The following is a 13,919-nucleotide window of genomic DNA, read 5'->3' as shown; positions in this document are numbered from 1 at the left end:
CGCAACCATGGGCCCGCATCGCCCGGTTAGGAGCACCACCCCCCATGCGGAAGATACTCGTCGTCGGAGCCGGTCAGTCCGGACTCCAGCTCGCCCTCGGCCTCCAGTCGCACGGGTACGAGGTCACGTTGATGTCCAACCGGACCGTGGACGAGATCCGCACCGGGCGGGTCATGTCGACGCAGTGCATGTTCCACACCGCCCTCCAGCACGAGCGTGACCTCCGGCTGAACTTCTGGGAGTCGCGGGCCCCGAGGGTCGAGGGGCTCGGTGTGTCCGTCACGGGACCGGAGTCCCGGCGCGCCGTCGACTGGGTGGGCATGTTCGAGGGCGGGTACGCGCAGTCCGTGGACCAGCGCGTGAAGATGGCCGGCTGGCTGGAGACGTTCGCCCAGCGCGGCGGCCAGGTGGTCATCCACGGCGCGGCGGTCTCCGACCTCGACTACTTCTCCCGCGCCTACGACCTGGTGCTGGTGTCGGCGGGCAAGGGCGAGCTGGTGTCGATGTTCGCCCGTGACGCCGCGCGCTCCCCGTACAGCGAGCCGCAGCGCGCCCTCGCGGTCGCCTACGTCCACGGCCTCGGCCCCCGCCCGGAGCACCCGGACTTCGACGCCGTGCGCTGCAATCTCGTCCCGGGCGTCGGCGAGCTGTTCGTCATGCCGACGCTGACCCTCTCGGGGCGCGCGGACATCCTGTTCTGGGAGGGCGTGCCCGGCGGCCCGGTCGACGCCTTCCGGGGGATCAGGGACCCCGAGGAGCACCTGGCGCTGACGCTCGCGCTCATGGAGCGCTACACGCCGTGGGAGCACGCGCGCGCCACCAAGGTGGAGCTGACCGACGCGGGCGGCACGCTCTCGGGGCGGTACGCGCCCACCGTCCGCCAGCCGATCGGGCGGCTGCCCGGCGGCGGTCTGGTCCTGGGCGTGGCCGACGTCGTCGTCACCAACGACCCGATCACCGGCCAGGGCTCCAACTCGGCGTCCAAGTGCGCCGCTTCGTACCTCGCCTCGATCCTCGAACACGGTGAGAAGGAGTTCGACGAGGCCTGGATGCGGCAGACCTTCGACCGCTACTGGGACACGGCCCGGCATGTCACCAAGTGGACGAACGCGATGCTCGACGTGCCGCCGGACCACGTGCTGAAGCTGATCGGCTCGGGCGGCGCGTACCAGCCGGTCGCCGACCGCTTCGCCAACGGCTTCGACGACCCGTCCGACTTCGAGAACTTCTTCTACGACCCCGAGAAGACCGAGGCGTATCTGGCGGCGGTCGCCGCTCAGTGACCCGCCGCTGACCGGGCGGTCCACCGCCCCGGACGAGATCCGCCCCGGACGAGCCGAGCACGGCGCGTCCGGGGCGGATCGCGTTCCTGCCGCAGGGCAGCCCCGCGGGCTCAGCTCTCGAGCTGCCGGTTGTCCAGCGCCGACCTGGCGTCCGGCTGCGTCGGGATCGCCGAGAGCGTGCGGACGGCCATGGCCGCCCGGTGCGCGTCGGCCTCCGCGCACAGCGCGCGGGCCGCCTCGTTGAAGCGGACGACGGACGGCGGGTCGGAGGGGCCCAGCAGATGGCGCTTCAGCTCGGCGCGCGCCTCGACGTAGGTGTCCTTCCCGGGGTCGCGCACCGACTCCAGCAGGGCCGGGATCCCGGAGGCGTCCGGAGTGAGCACGGCGCCCGCGCGGACCGTGGGGAAGGCCTCGCGGAAGTCCGGCTCCAGCAGGCCGCTGGTGTTGGTGACGGCGTAGGGCTTCTCGCTCGCCAGATAGTCCGAGATGACGCTGGAGACGTCACTGAGCAGCAGGTCGGCGGCGTTGAAGCAGGCGTAGACGTTCGGCCGGGCCTCGGTGACGATCTGGTGCTCCCACGCGGGGAACGAGGCCCAGTACGCGCTCTCCCAGGCGGCGGTCGCGGCGGCCACGGCCTCGGCGCGGCCGGGCTCCGGGGTCGTCTGGAGCAGCATCCGCTCCGTGTCGTCCGCGCTGGCCCGGAACGAGGACGTGGTGAGCCGCTCGAGTTCGGCGGTCGTACGGGCCAGCTCCGCGGCGGCGGCGGGCGACGGCCCTCCGTCGGTGTGCTCGGCGGCACGGGCGGCGTTCGCGGCGCGGACCATCTCCTGGATCCGGAGGTTCGCGGCGCCCGCCTGGGGCACGACCGAGCCGGTCAGCGGGTGCGGCTTGTACAGCAGCCGGACCTTCGGATCGGCCAGCAGGGCGCGGACGAGGTTCTCGCCCGCCTCGATGATCGAGGTGTTGCCCGGGTTGCCGTCCCAGCCCTCCCAGGTGGGGGCGTAGAGCACGGTGGTGTACGGGCCCGTGGGCGCGCCGGCGTACGGCGTGATGGCGTCGAGCTGCGGGCGCCCGATCTCCACGATGTCCTTGTCCTCGATGCCGACGTCCGCCAGGGCGTAGCGCTCACGCGCGGCGGGACCGGCCACCCACACCTCGTCGTACGCCTTCGCGTACGGGTTGCAGCTCGACAGCTTGTCGCTCTCGCCGTGGTTGACGAACGCGTGCTTGATGGTGGGGATCCGCAGCACCTGCGAGGTCTTGCCCGAGTTCGAGGGGTGGATCAGCATCTTCAGCGTGGAGTGCTCGAGGCGCATCAGATCGGCGACCTTGGGCAGGCACACGATCGGGATGTCGGTGGACGTGATGTGCTTCACCATGAAGCGCTCGCGCAGCACGATCAGCGGGCGGCCCTCCAGCTTCGCCAGCGGCTCCAGCCACATGTTCGCCTGGTAGGCGGAGGCGGTGCCGCCGGAGAAGTACATGCCGGCCGTCGGCTCGTACTCCGCGAGCCACTCCTCGAACCACTCCAGCGCCTGCTCGGCCGTGACCGGTCGGCGGCCGGGCAGCAGCCGCAGCAGCAGCATGCCGACGGACACGGCCGCGAGGGCGGCGGACAGGGCGATGCCCGCGACGGCCCACCAGGCCGAGCCGGTCACCGCGGTGGCCAGCAGACCGGCCGTCGAGGGCAGGCTGAAGACCAGGAGCCGCTGCCCGGTGCGATGCGTCAGCAGCGCGGGGGGCGCGGGGCTCAGCCGCAGCGCGGAGGCGTCGATGTTCCGGGTGAGCACGGGCAGGGTGCGGCTGCGGCGCACGAGGATCCCGACCGCCCGGCACGCGAAGTGCAGACCGTAGAAGGCCAACAGGCCGCAGACGAACGCCAGATACCGCGTCTCGTGGCTCTTGTCCTCGAGGCGGAGCAGACCGATCACCAGCAGCAGGTCCCGGGCGACCTGACGGACCGTCACGGTCGCGTGGAGTCTCCCGAAGGTGGCGACCATGCGCCGCTGCCAGCGGTGCAGGGCGATGTCCGCCGCCAGCCCGACGGCGGTGGCGGCCACCAGCAGCGGGACGCTGGGGAGGAAGGCGCCTACCGCCTGACCGGCGAACGACAGGACGATCACCGTGGGTAGCAGGAGACGTGCCGCCGCGGTACGCAACCGAGCGGGCAGGGGCGATGCTGACACTTCGCGGGCTCCAGGCAACTCAAACATCCTCGGGCCGTGCTTCCGATCGCGTTCGAATGCCGCGGATCGAAGCCGGTGCGCACAGATGTTCTCTCATGATGCAGTGGTCGGACTTTACCTGGTTGCCGGTCAGTCGTTACCTGGCGGGTGGCCACGGATAACGTGCGTGGAGCTTGTGTCGTCGGACCTATCCGGCGCCGCCCGCGGGCGCCGTCGCGGAGTAGCCCGTGTCCGAGCCCCGCGACGCCCCGTGAGGCAGCGGCGGCGGCGCGTAGGAGCGCAGGGGCCGGCCGCCGGGGTCCGGGCGCACGGCGCCGAGGACGGGGTTGGCCGCGATCGGCGAGACCTTGATCCGGGTGCCGGGGCGGGGGGCCTGGACGACCATGCCGTCGCCCAGGTAGAGGGCGACATGGGTGGCCTCGGGGAAGTAGATGACGAGGTCGCCGGGGCGGAGCCGCCGCAGCGGGACGTGCGGCAGGCGGGCCCACTGCTCCTGGCTGGTGCGCGGGATGGCCCGGCCCGCGTGCACCCAGGCCTGCGAGGTCAGTCCCGAACAGTCGTACGATTTCGGGCCCGCGCCGCCCCACTGGTACGGCTTGCCGATCTGGTCGACGGCGTAGCGCACGGCCCGGTCGCCGCGCTCGGTCGGGGGACGGGTGTCGCTGAGGGCGCCGGACGCCAGGAACCTCTGCTGCGCCGCGGCGACGCCGTCGCGTTCCAGCTCGGCCAGTTCGGCGCGCCGCCCGGCGCTGAGCGAGGCGAGCAGCGCCTCGACGTCCTTCAGGCGCCGCTGGACGTCGTCCCGCTGCCGCTTCTGCCGCCCGGTCAGAGCGAGCTGCTCGGCGAGCGCCCGGCGCGCCGTACGGGCCAGCGTGTCCGCGAGCCGCTCGGCGCCGGTCAGCCGGACCACGCTCTCGGCCCGCTCACGCGCGAGCTGCCCGATGACCTGGCTCTGGTCGAGCGCGTGCTCCGGATCGGGGGACAGCAGCAGGCGGACGTACGGGGACAGCTCCGTGTTGCCCTGGTACTGCTGCCGGGCCAGCCGCCCGACCGCGCTGCGGCTCCCGGCCAGGGCGCGCCGGGCCCCTACGAGCCGCCGGTCGAGCCGGGCGACCTCGGCGCGCTGCCGCCGCAGCTTCTCGGCGGTGCCGTTGTAGGCCTCGGTGGCCTGCTCCGCCTGCCGGTACAGGGTCTGGAGGTCGCGCAGCAGCCGGGGGACCGAGCGGGTGTCCGCGGGCTTCGCCGAGGCGCTGCTCGGGGCCGTGGCGGCGACGGCGGGGGCGGGGACGAGTACGGCCGAGGCGGTCACCGCCGCCGTGCAGACCAGGCGGAGCAGCACATCCGACATACATCACCTCCGGTGCGGCCGGTGGTCCGTCCACCTCGCACCGGAATGATGAACGGACCGAGCCCCGACGCCTCGCCGAGTTGGTCGGGTCGGCCCAAGGACCTCACTCGTCGGCGGTGTCCTGCGCGCCGCCCGGCGTGGCGCCTGGCTTCCGGCGCGGCTTGGACCACGGCCAGCGCGGGCCGCCGCTGTCTCCCTCGGGGTCGTACTCGTACCGCCAGCCCAGATGGAGGCCGAGCCGCCTGCTCCGGGCCGCCTCGACGCGCCGGTAGACGAGGACGGTGGGCGGGCCGCCGGCCGCGTCGGGGACCGGGACGCGGTAGGTCTTCGGCGGGTGGCCGGTCGGGCCGACCAGGACCGGCAGCACCCGCCCGTCCAGGGGCCCGCCGACGAACGGGGTGTCTTCGCTCTTCACGGCAGCAGTGTCTCCCGCACCGGCTCGGCGCCGCCGGGGCGCGGCGACCGGTCGTCCGCGCCGGTCACCGGCAGGACGCGCGCCAGCAGCGCGCCGAACGCCTCGCCGCTCTCCAGGCCCAGCGCGTCGCGGACCACCGCGGCGGTCTGCGGGTCGCGCCCGGCGGTGGCCACCAGACCGGCCGTGAACTGGTCCACGAGCCAGTCCCGCAGGTCGTCCACCGGCGGCTGCTTGTCCTCGTCGAGCCAGATCAGGGAGGCGGCCTCGACGGCGGTGATCCAGGTCCGCACGGTCATCCGCAGCCGCGGGCCCGGCTCCTCGACGCCGAGATGGCCGAGGATGTGCGCGGCGGCGGCCCGGCGCACCCCGTCCACGATGGCGGTGGTGCGGGACGTCTCGACCACGCTGCCGCCCCGCAGCAGCGCGCTGAAGCCCGCGTCGTGCCGCCCGACGAAGGCGAGATAGCGGTCCAGGGCCCGGCTCAGCCGCCCGACGAGCGGCCCGCGCGCCGGCTCGGCGAAGCACTGCCGCAGCTCGTCGGCGGCGGAGCGCAGCGCGGCCTCGTACAACTGCTGCTTGCCGCCGGGGAAGTAGCGGTACACCAGCGGGCGGGAGACCCCGGCCGTCTCGGCGACGTCGTCCAGCGAGACCTCCTCCGGGGCGCGGTGCGCGAAGAGGGACAGGGCGGCGTCGAGGAGCTGGCGGCGCCGCTCCTCGACACTGAGCCTGCGGTACGAGCGGGTGGGCGCCTCGGAGGTCATGCCCGCAGCGTAATCGCGCCGCCGGGGGAAGGGGCACCCAGCACCCGGGGCGCCCCCGCGCTCACGCCAGCAGCCCGGACGACTGCCACAGCCGGCGGCCCGGACCTCTGAGCACCCCTATGTCGTCCAGGAAGTCCGTCAGCTTCTTCGCGCCCGACTGCATGACCTCCCGGCGGTGGCCGCTCGCCTTCACCTGCGCCATGGCCTCCCGCTTGTCCAGGCCCACGTGCGGGTAGACCTCGGGGCTCACGAAGGCGACCGAGAAGACCCGGGCGAACTCGCCGGAGGTGATGCGCGTGAACTCCCGCGACCAGCGCGGCGCGGTCAGCATCTGGCGGCGCAACTCCTCGCGGGCGTACCGGACATGGCGGGACTCCTCGATCACATGGATCCGGGTGACCCCGCGGATCAGCGGCTGCACGCGCTCGTCGGGGAACGTCAACCGCTGCATCCAGTCCAGTACTTCCTCGCCGAGGAGCGTGGCGGTGAAGGAACCGGGCGTGGTCGAGATCGTCTTGAAGAGGCGGCCCAGATGCTGATGGGTCCGGCTCACCGGGTACCAGGGCGTCCCGCCGTGCGCGATCAGCCGCGCGAACATCTTGGAGTGGCGGCACTCGTCCTCGATCTCGGTCAGCGCGTACCGCACGTGCGCGCTCGTCGCCGCCTTGTCGTACACGTGCCGGACCAGCAGTTGCATCAGGATCAGCTCGAACCAGATGCCGAGCGAGGCGAGCGCCGCGGCCTCGTGCCGGGAGAGCAGGATGCGCTGCTCCTCGCTCATCCGCCGCCACAGCGGGGTGTCGTAGAGCGACACCAGCTCCGGCGGCCAGAACCACTTGCCGTCCTCGTACGGCGCCTCCCAGTCCAGCTCCTTGTCCGGGTCGAAGGAGTGCTTGGCGGAAGCGTCGAGCAGTCGCTCGGCCACCTGCTCCCGGTCCTTGAGCAGACCGAGCGCGTCGCGCAGCACATCGGCTTCCGTCACGGTCGTCATCGCTGTCCCCACCTTGTCGAACGGGACGCCGGTCACCGGCGGTCATCCGTTATGAGACTGCCTGTCAGCAAGCGCGTCAAGAGCCTCTGCGTGACTTGTTGACGGGGCGTCTACCTCGTGTGAGCGTGGCGGTATGCCGAGCTACGAGCTGTATGCCGATGACCCGGGAAGTCCCGGCTGGCAGGTGCCCGCGACCGGTGCGGCACGGCTGAGCTGGGAGTACGACGACGGACGCGACCGACTGCTCGCCCTCTACCAGAAGGGCAAGGACAAGCAGTGGGACGGACAGAAGCGGATCGACTGGGACCTGGAGGTCGATCCGTACGACCCCCTCGGCACCCCGGACGAGTCGCTGGCCCTCCACGACACCCCGCACTGGGCGAAGATGACCGACCGGGACAAGGGCGAGCTGCGCCGGCACTTCGCCTCCTGGCAGTTCAGCCAGTTCCTGCACGGCGAGCAGGGCGCGATGGTGTGCGCGGCCCGGATCGTGGAGTCCGTCCCCGACCTGGACGCGAAGTTCTACTCCGCGACCCAGACCATGGACGAGGCGCGGCATGCGGAGATCTACGCCCGCTTCCTGCACGAGAAGGTCGGGATGCTCTACCCGATCGACGACAATCTGAGCGCGCTCCTCGGCGACACCCTCCGCGACAGCCGCTGGGACATGCCCTACCTCGGGATGCAGGTGCTCATCGAGGGCCTGGCGCTGGCGGCGTTCGGCATGATCCGCGACACCACGGACAAGCCGCTGCCGAAGCAGATCCTCGCGTACGTCATGCAGGACGAGGCCCGGCACGTGGCGTTCGGCCGCATGGCCCTGCGCGACTACTACCGGCAGCTCACGGACGCGGAACTGCGCGAACGCGAGGAGTTCGTGATCGAGGGCTGCTATCTGATGCGGGACCGGCTGCGCGGGGAGGCGGTGCTGGAGAACTTCGGCATCCCGCGCGCGGAGGCGGAGGAGCTGTGCGAGCGCTCGCCCTTCCTCCGGCTCTTCCGGCAGTTGCTGTTCAGCCGCATCGTCCCGTGCGTGAAGGACATCGGCCTGTGGGGCGAGCGCCTGCAGCGGGCGTACGTCGACATGGGCGTCTTCGAGTTGGGCAACTCGAACCTGGACCTGCTGATGGCCCAGGACGAGGAGCTGGCCGAGACGTTGGACGCGGAACGCTTCGCCGCGGAGGAGAAGGCGCGTGTCGCGGAGGTGACCGAGGCGATCGAGGCGGGGGGAGCGGGCTGAGGCGGGGGTTCAGCGGGCGAAGGCGCCGCCCCAGCACGCGGACGTGGCGCAGTTCCTCGGGTGCTGCGGTGAATTCAGCCCGTGCGGCCGGGAGTTCAGGACCGCCTCCATCACCGACCGCGCGATCGGCGCCGCGTTCCCGCCTCCGCTGATCTCGCCGCGCTCGCCCGCCGCGTCCTCCACCACCACCGCGACCGCCACCGCGGGCTGCGGCGCGTCGTCCGCCTGCGCCCAGGAGATGAACCAGGCATACGGCTTCCCGGAGTTGCCGACGCCGTGCTGGGCCGTGCCCGTCTTGCCGCCCACCGTGGCGCCGTCGATCGCCGCGTTGCGGCCCGTGCCCTCCTCCACCACGTTCCGCATCAGCTCCCGCAGTCGCGTCGCGGTCGCCGCGCTCATCGCCCGGTGCAGGGCGCGGGGTCCGGCCGTCGAGACCGTCCGGCCGCTCCGGGTCGTCGTCCGCTCCACCAGGTACGGCGCCATGATCGTGCCGTCGCCCGCCACCGCCGACGCGACCATCGCCATCTGCAACGGCGTCGCCCGCGTGTCGAACTGCCCGATGGAGGACAGCGCGAGCTGGGACGCGTCCGGCGTCCGGGCGAAGGTGCTCGGCGCCACCGCGAACGGGACGCGCAGCGTCGGGTCGTCGAAGCCGAAGGCCGTCGCCGCGACCCTCATGTTCCGCAGCCCGATGTCCACGCCGAGCTTCGCGAACACCGTGTTGCACGACCAGGTGAAGGCGTAGCGCAAGGACGCGTCCTCGCAGCCGGAGGCCTCGTTCGTCAGCCGGGTCCGCGTGCCCGGCAGCAGATAGGGGTCCGCGGACGACGTCGCGTCGTCGGGATCCGTCACCACCCCCGAGTCCAGCGCCGCCGCGGCCGTCACCACCTTGAACGTCGAACCGGGCGGATACGTCTCCCGGATCGCCCGGTTGAGCATCGGCCGCGCGGCGTCCGCGGTCAGCCGGGCCCAGGCCCGGGTCACGGACGCGGACGTGCCGGACAGCTCCCCGGGGTCGTACGACGGCGCGGACACCAGCGCCAGGATCCGCCCCGTGGCCGGCTCGATCGCGGCGACCGCGCCCGTGCGCCCCGCGAGCCCCTGGTAAGCCGCCCGCTGCGCCGCCCCGTCGATCGTGGTGACCACATCACCGCCGGGACTGCGCCCGCGCAGCACGTCGCTCCACGCGGGCACCGGCGCGAGCAGCGGGGCGGTGCCCGCGAGCACCTTGTCCTGCGCGTCCTCCAGCAGCGTCGTCCCGTACACCTGCGAGGCGAAGCCGGTGACCGGCGCGTACAGCGGGCCGTCGCGGTAGGTGCGCGCGTAGCGGAACAGCCCGCCCGTGTCCCGCGAACCGGTCACCGCCCGCCCGTCGATCACGATGTCACCGCGCGGCTGGCCGTACCGGGCGATCATCGGGCGGCGGTTGGCGGGGTTGTCCCCGTAGCGCGAGGACTCGACGATCTGCACCCGCGTCGCGTTCACCAGCAGGGCGATCAGCAGCAGGGCGTACAGGGCCGCCGCCCGGCGGATGGCGCGGGTCCCCTTGCGCCGGGCGGAGCCGAGGTCCCTGGGCAGGCTCACGGTGCCGCGCTCCCGTCGTACTGGCTGCGCGCGACGTCGCTGATCCGGATCAGCAGCGCCACGATGATCCAGTTGGTGACGAGCGAGGAGCCGCCCTGCGCGAGGAACGGCATCGCGAGGCCCGTCATCGGGATCAGGCCCGTCACCCCGCCCGCGATCACGAACACCTGGAGCGCGACGATCGACGCCAGCCCGATGGCCAGCAGCCGCCCGAACGGGTCGCGCAGCGCGAGCCCCGCCCGGTAGCCGCGCTCCACCAGCAGGGCGTACACCAGGAAGAGCGCGGACAGCCCCGCCAGGCCCAGCTCCTCGCCCGCCGTCGCCAGGATGAAGTCCGACTTGGCGGCGAAGCCGATGAGGATCGAGTGCCCGAGGCCGAGCCCGGTGCCGAGGGCGCCCCCGGCGGCGAACGCGAAGAGGGACTGGGCGATCTGGCCCGCCCCCTGGCCCGCGTCGATCGAGGCGAAGGGGTGCAGCCACTCATGGACCCGGCTGTGCACATGCGGTTCCAGCCGGGCGACGGCGAGCGCGCCGAGGGACGCGAGCAGCAGCCCGACCGCGATCCAGCCGGTGCGGCCTGTGGCGATGTACAGCAACACGATGAACAGGCCGAAGAACAGCAGCGAGGTGCCGAGGTCCCGCTCCAGCACCAGCACGGCGACGCTCAGCAGCCAGATGGCGACGACCGGGCCGAGGACGCGCCCGGCGGGCAGTTGCAGCGGCCCGATCCGGCGGCCCGAGAACGCCAGCGCATGGCGGTTGGCGGCCAGATACCCGGCGTAGAAGACGGCGAGGAGCACCTTCGCGAACTCGCCCGGCTGGATGGAGAAGTCACCGATCCGCAGCCAGAGCCGGGCCCCGTTCAGCGGCGGGAAGAAGATCGGCAGGACGAGCAGGAGCAGGGCCGCGACCCCGCAGACGTAGGTGTAGCGCTGGAGCAGCCGAGGGGCGCGCAGCAGCACCACGACGGCGACGAAGAGCACCACCCCGACCGTGGACCAGTAGAGCTGGGCCGGGGCCTCCCGGTCGCCCGGCGTCTCCAGGTCCAGACGGTAGATCAGCACCAGGCCCACGCCGTTGAGCAGCACGGCGATCGGCAGCAGCAGGGGGTCCGCGTACGGGGCGCGCAGCCGCACCGCGCCGTGCGCCAGCAGCGCGAGCAGACCGAGCCCGGCGCCGTAGTGGACGGCACCGGGCGGCAGGGTGCCGTGCTTGGCGAGGCCGACCGCGCAGTAGCCGTACACGGAGATCAGCACGGCGAGCAGGATGAGCGCGAACTCGATGCCCCGGCGCCGGGGCAGCCGCGGGGCGGGAGCGGGGGTGTCCGCCGCCCTGCTCGTCCCTGGCGTTCCGGGCTGGATCATGTGCGGAACGTAACAAGCGCCCGACCGTGATGCCCCGTTATGAGCGACAATCGGGTCGCGGGCGGGGGCCCGTCCGAGGCCGCGGGCGAGGGATCTCGGAGCCGTCGTCGGCCGCGGGCCGTACGCGCTCGGGGAGCGTCAGCACGGCCACCGCGCCACCGCCCGGGGCGTTGGCGAACTCCAGCCGGGCGCCCAGCACCTCCGCCTGGCCGAGCGCGATCGTCAGGCCCAGCCCGTGCCCCTTCCCGCCGCTCTCGGTACGGAAGCGCTGCGGCCCGTGCGCCAGCAGGTAGTCCGGGTAGCCGTCCCCGTGATCCCGTACGGTCACCCGCGGACCGTCGACCGTCAGCACCACCGGGCCGCGCCCGTGCCGGTGCGCGTTCGCCACGAGATTGCCGAGCACGCGCTCCAGGCGCCGCCGGTCGGTCTCCACGCGGGTGTCGCGCACGACCCGTACCTCGGTCCTCGCGCCGCAGGCCCGCACCACCCGCTCGGCCAGCGGCACCAGCCGCTCACTGCCCAGCTCCAGCCGCTCCCGCCTGGTGTCCAGCCGGGAGATCTCCAGCAGGTCCTCGGTGAGCGTGCGCAGTGCGGCCACGCGGTCGCGCACCAGCTCGGTCGGGCGTCCGGGCGGCAGCAGTTCGGCCGCCGCGTGCAGCCCGGTCAGCGGGGTGCGCAGCTCGTGCGCCACGTCCGCCGTGAAGCGCTGCTCGGTCAGCAGCTTGCCCTGGAGTGTCGCCGCCATCGTGTCCAGGGCACCGGCGACCGCCGCCACCTCGTCCTGCGGGCGCGCCCGGTCCGCCGCGCGCGGGTCCGCCACGCGCGCGTCCAGGTCGCCCGCGCTGATCCGCCGGGCCACCTGCGCGGTGTCCTGGAGCCGCCGGGTCACCCGGGTCACCGCGAACGCCCCGACGAACAGGGTCGCGCCGATCGCCAGGGCCGAGGACCACAGGATCGCCCGGTCGAGCCCGGCGATGATGTCGGCCCCCTGCGCGTAGTCGACCCGCACGGCCAGCGCCCGTCCGCCGTCGGCGGGGCCCGCCGCCCACATCGCGGCACGATGGTCGCCGGTGCCGACCATCGTGCCGCGCTGCCCGTCCTCGGCCAGCTCCCGCAGCCGCTCCGGCAGCCCCGGCAGATCCACCCCCGTACGCCGCGGCAGCCGCGCACCCGCCTCGTACGCCCGCGTCGCCTGGGTGAGCCGGGCGAGCGCCCGGCTGCGGGCCGCGCCGACGGTCTGGTCGGTGACCTGGACATGGACGAGCATGCCGAGCACCGCGGCCAGGCCGCAGCACATGACGGTGATGAAGGCCGCCGCCTTCCAGGTGAGCGTGGCGGTCCAGTGCGACAGCCGCCCCAGCGTCCGCCACGGCGGGGTCACCGAGGACCCTCCGCAGGGGCGGGCGAGTCCGGGCGGCCCCGGAGCGCGGTGCGCACCCGCAGGATCTCCTCCCGGCCGGCCAGTATCGCGTGCTGGTGCGCGTCCCAGGTCCACACCGTGCGGAACTCGTAGCCCGGAAGCGTCGACGGCGAGCGGATGATCACGTCCCGGCCCGCCAGCTCCACACTGATCACACTGTCCGCGGTGCCCATGACCTGCACCAGCCGATGCGCCTCGAACGTGTAGACACGGACCGCGAGTTGGTTGCCGGGGAAGCGCATGCCGAGCACCATGTCGTCCTTCCCGTCGCCGGTGAGATCCCGGTAGTACGCCCGCAGCAGCGGGCACTTCGCGCCGTGCGCGCCCCGCCTGCCGCAGTCCGCGAGCTGATCGTGCGTCTGCCCGTACACCGCGTGCGGGTCCGAGTACACGTCCGGGTGAGCGGCGACCTCGGCCCGTACGACGTCCAGCGGATCCACACGGTGGACGTCGTCGTCCTCGGCGGTGATGCCCTTGACGGTCTCGTGCGCCGCCATGCCGAAGTCGAGCGCGGGGGTGGCGGCGGGCGGCAGTTGGGGCCACAGCTTCACCGGGCCGACGGCGGTGGCGGTCGGACCCGCGCCGCGCAGGGCACCGGAGTCGCCGCAGCCCGCCACCAGCAAGGCGGTGGCGGCGAGAGTGAGGCTTGCGCGCGCACGGCGGCTGGGGAACACGGCCACGTCCTTGGGGTCACCTGAGGGCAGGTTGCTCACTCTATGACCGAGGTGACCGAGTTGTTCGCTTCCTGGCAGGTGAGGCACACGGACGGTGACGCGGGGCCGGGCGATGACGCGGGGCCGGGCGGCGGCCGGTCACTCCGCGAGTTCCTCCAGCAGCCGGGCCGTGTCCAGACCGGCCCGCAGATACTCCACGAACAACTCGTTGTGCAGCGCCCAGGGTCCGCGCCGCGAGCGGATCATCCTGATCGCCTCGTCGGCGGTGTGACCGGCCCGGATCAGCGCGTGGGCGACGACCAGGCCCGAGCGGTTGTAGCCGTGGAAGCAGCGCACGAGGACCCGGCGGCCGTCCTCCAGGGCGTCGTCGGCGGCCTGCGCGAGCCGCATCACCCCGGCGAGCTGCGTGCCGTCGAGCGGCCCGTCCGGTATCGGCCACACATGGTGCTCGACGCCGTCGTCCGGCCCGTGCCCCGGCAGCCGCAACAGCGTCAGCACCAGGTCGAACTCACGTCGTACGACAGCGAATTCCGGCTCTCCGGCATGCCGCACGAACTCATGGCCGCCCATCCACAGACCGGGCACGATCTCGCTCCACGGACTGTCCGGAGCGGGCACATCGGGTGGTGTTCCGCGGGTTCGCAACGAGGCCT

12 protein-coding genes are annotated in these 13,919 nt (G+C 73.0%); 2 read left to right on the top strand and 10 right to left on the bottom strand.

Annotated elements, in window-relative coordinates; all coding sequences use genetic code 11:
- The first annotated feature begins 44 nt into the window (after window positions 1–44).
- Window positions 45–1,283, top strand: coding sequence for a styrene monooxygenase/indole monooxygenase family protein (locus ACZ60T_RS07740; protein ID WP_469665212.1), 1,239 nt, complete (start codon window positions 45–47; stop codon window positions 1,281–1,283).
- A gap of 110 nt (window positions 1,284–1,393) precedes the next feature.
- On the opposite strand, the gene ACZ60T_RS07735 is transcribed toward ACZ60T_RS07740, so the two are convergent.
- The 5 genes from ACZ60T_RS07735 to ACZ60T_RS07715 form a co-directional block, all read right to left on the bottom strand.
- Window positions 1,394–3,496 (bottom strand): hypothetical protein, encoded by a 2,103-nt coding sequence (locus tag ACZ60T_RS07735; protein ID WP_469665211.1) that lies wholly within the window; start codon window positions 3,494–3,496, stop codon window positions 1,394–1,396.
- 160 nt (window positions 3,497–3,656) lie between these two features.
- Window positions 3,657–4,817, bottom strand: coding sequence for an NlpC/P60 family protein (locus ACZ60T_RS07730; protein WP_469665210.1), 1,161 nt, complete (start codon window positions 4,815–4,817; stop codon window positions 3,657–3,659).
- 103 nt (window positions 4,818–4,920) lie between these two features.
- Window positions 4,921–5,232 (bottom strand): hypothetical protein, encoded by a 312-nt coding sequence (locus ACZ60T_RS07725; RefSeq protein ID WP_469665209.1) that lies wholly within the window; start codon window positions 5,230–5,232, stop codon window positions 4,921–4,923.
- The gene (locus ACZ60T_RS07720; protein WP_469665208.1) at window positions 5,229–5,993 is read right to left on the bottom strand and encodes a TetR/AcrR family transcriptional regulator; all 765 of its coding nucleotides are present in this window, start codon (window positions 5,991–5,993) and stop codon (window positions 5,229–5,231) included. The genes ACZ60T_RS07725 and ACZ60T_RS07720 overlap by 4 nt, the downstream gene beginning before the upstream one ends.
- 61 nt (window positions 5,994–6,054) lie before the next feature.
- Complete coding sequence (locus ACZ60T_RS07715; protein WP_469665207.1) at window positions 6,055–6,984, bottom strand: AurF N-oxygenase family protein; 930 nt, start codon at window positions 6,982–6,984, stop codon at window positions 6,055–6,057.
- Between the two features lie 133 nt (window positions 6,985–7,117).
- Here ACZ60T_RS07715 and ACZ60T_RS07710 point away from each other — a divergent pair, with 133 nt between their 5' ends.
- The gene (locus tag ACZ60T_RS07710; RefSeq protein WP_469665206.1) at window positions 7,118–8,224 is read left to right on the top strand and encodes a ferritin-like domain-containing protein; all 1,107 of its coding nucleotides are present in this window, start codon (window positions 7,118–7,120) and stop codon (window positions 8,222–8,224) included.
- Between the two features lie 9 nt (window positions 8,225–8,233).
- On the opposite strand, the gene ACZ60T_RS07705 is transcribed toward ACZ60T_RS07710, so the two are convergent.
- The 5 genes from ACZ60T_RS07705 to ACZ60T_RS07685 form a co-directional block, all read right to left on the bottom strand.
- Window positions 8,234–9,808: a peptidoglycan D,D-transpeptidase FtsI family protein gene (locus ACZ60T_RS07705; RefSeq protein ID WP_469665205.1), complete on the bottom strand. Its 1,575-nt coding sequence runs from the start codon at window positions 9,806–9,808 to the stop codon at window positions 8,234–8,236.
- Window positions 9,805–11,172: an FtsW/RodA/SpoVE family cell cycle protein gene (locus ACZ60T_RS07700; RefSeq protein WP_365622311.1), complete on the bottom strand. Its 1,368-nt coding sequence runs from the start codon at window positions 11,170–11,172 to the stop codon at window positions 9,805–9,807. Before ACZ60T_RS07700 ends, ACZ60T_RS07705 begins: the two co-directional genes overlap by 4 nt.
- 37 nt (window positions 11,173–11,209) lie before the next feature.
- On the bottom strand, window positions 11,210–12,553 hold the full coding sequence (locus ACZ60T_RS07695; RefSeq protein ID WP_469665204.1) for an ATP-binding protein: 1,344 nt from the start codon (window positions 12,551–12,553) through the stop codon (window positions 11,210–11,212).
- A complete protein-coding gene (locus ACZ60T_RS07690; protein WP_365622314.1) occupies window positions 12,550–13,305 on the bottom strand; it encodes a hypothetical protein in 756 nt (251 codons plus the stop codon). Before ACZ60T_RS07690 ends, ACZ60T_RS07695 begins: the two co-directional genes overlap by 4 nt.
- Window positions 13,306–13,404: 99 nt before the next feature.
- Window positions 13,405–13,911, bottom strand: a complete 507-nt coding sequence (locus ACZ60T_RS07685; RefSeq protein ID WP_365622317.1) for a protein-tyrosine phosphatase family protein — start codon at window positions 13,909–13,911, stop codon at window positions 13,405–13,407.
- Window positions 13,912–13,919 lie beyond the last annotated feature (8 nt).

It is taken from the genome of Streptomyces sp. NPDC104371, from assembly GCF_055583785.1.
This window is presented reverse-complemented; position numbering and strand designations above follow the sequence as displayed.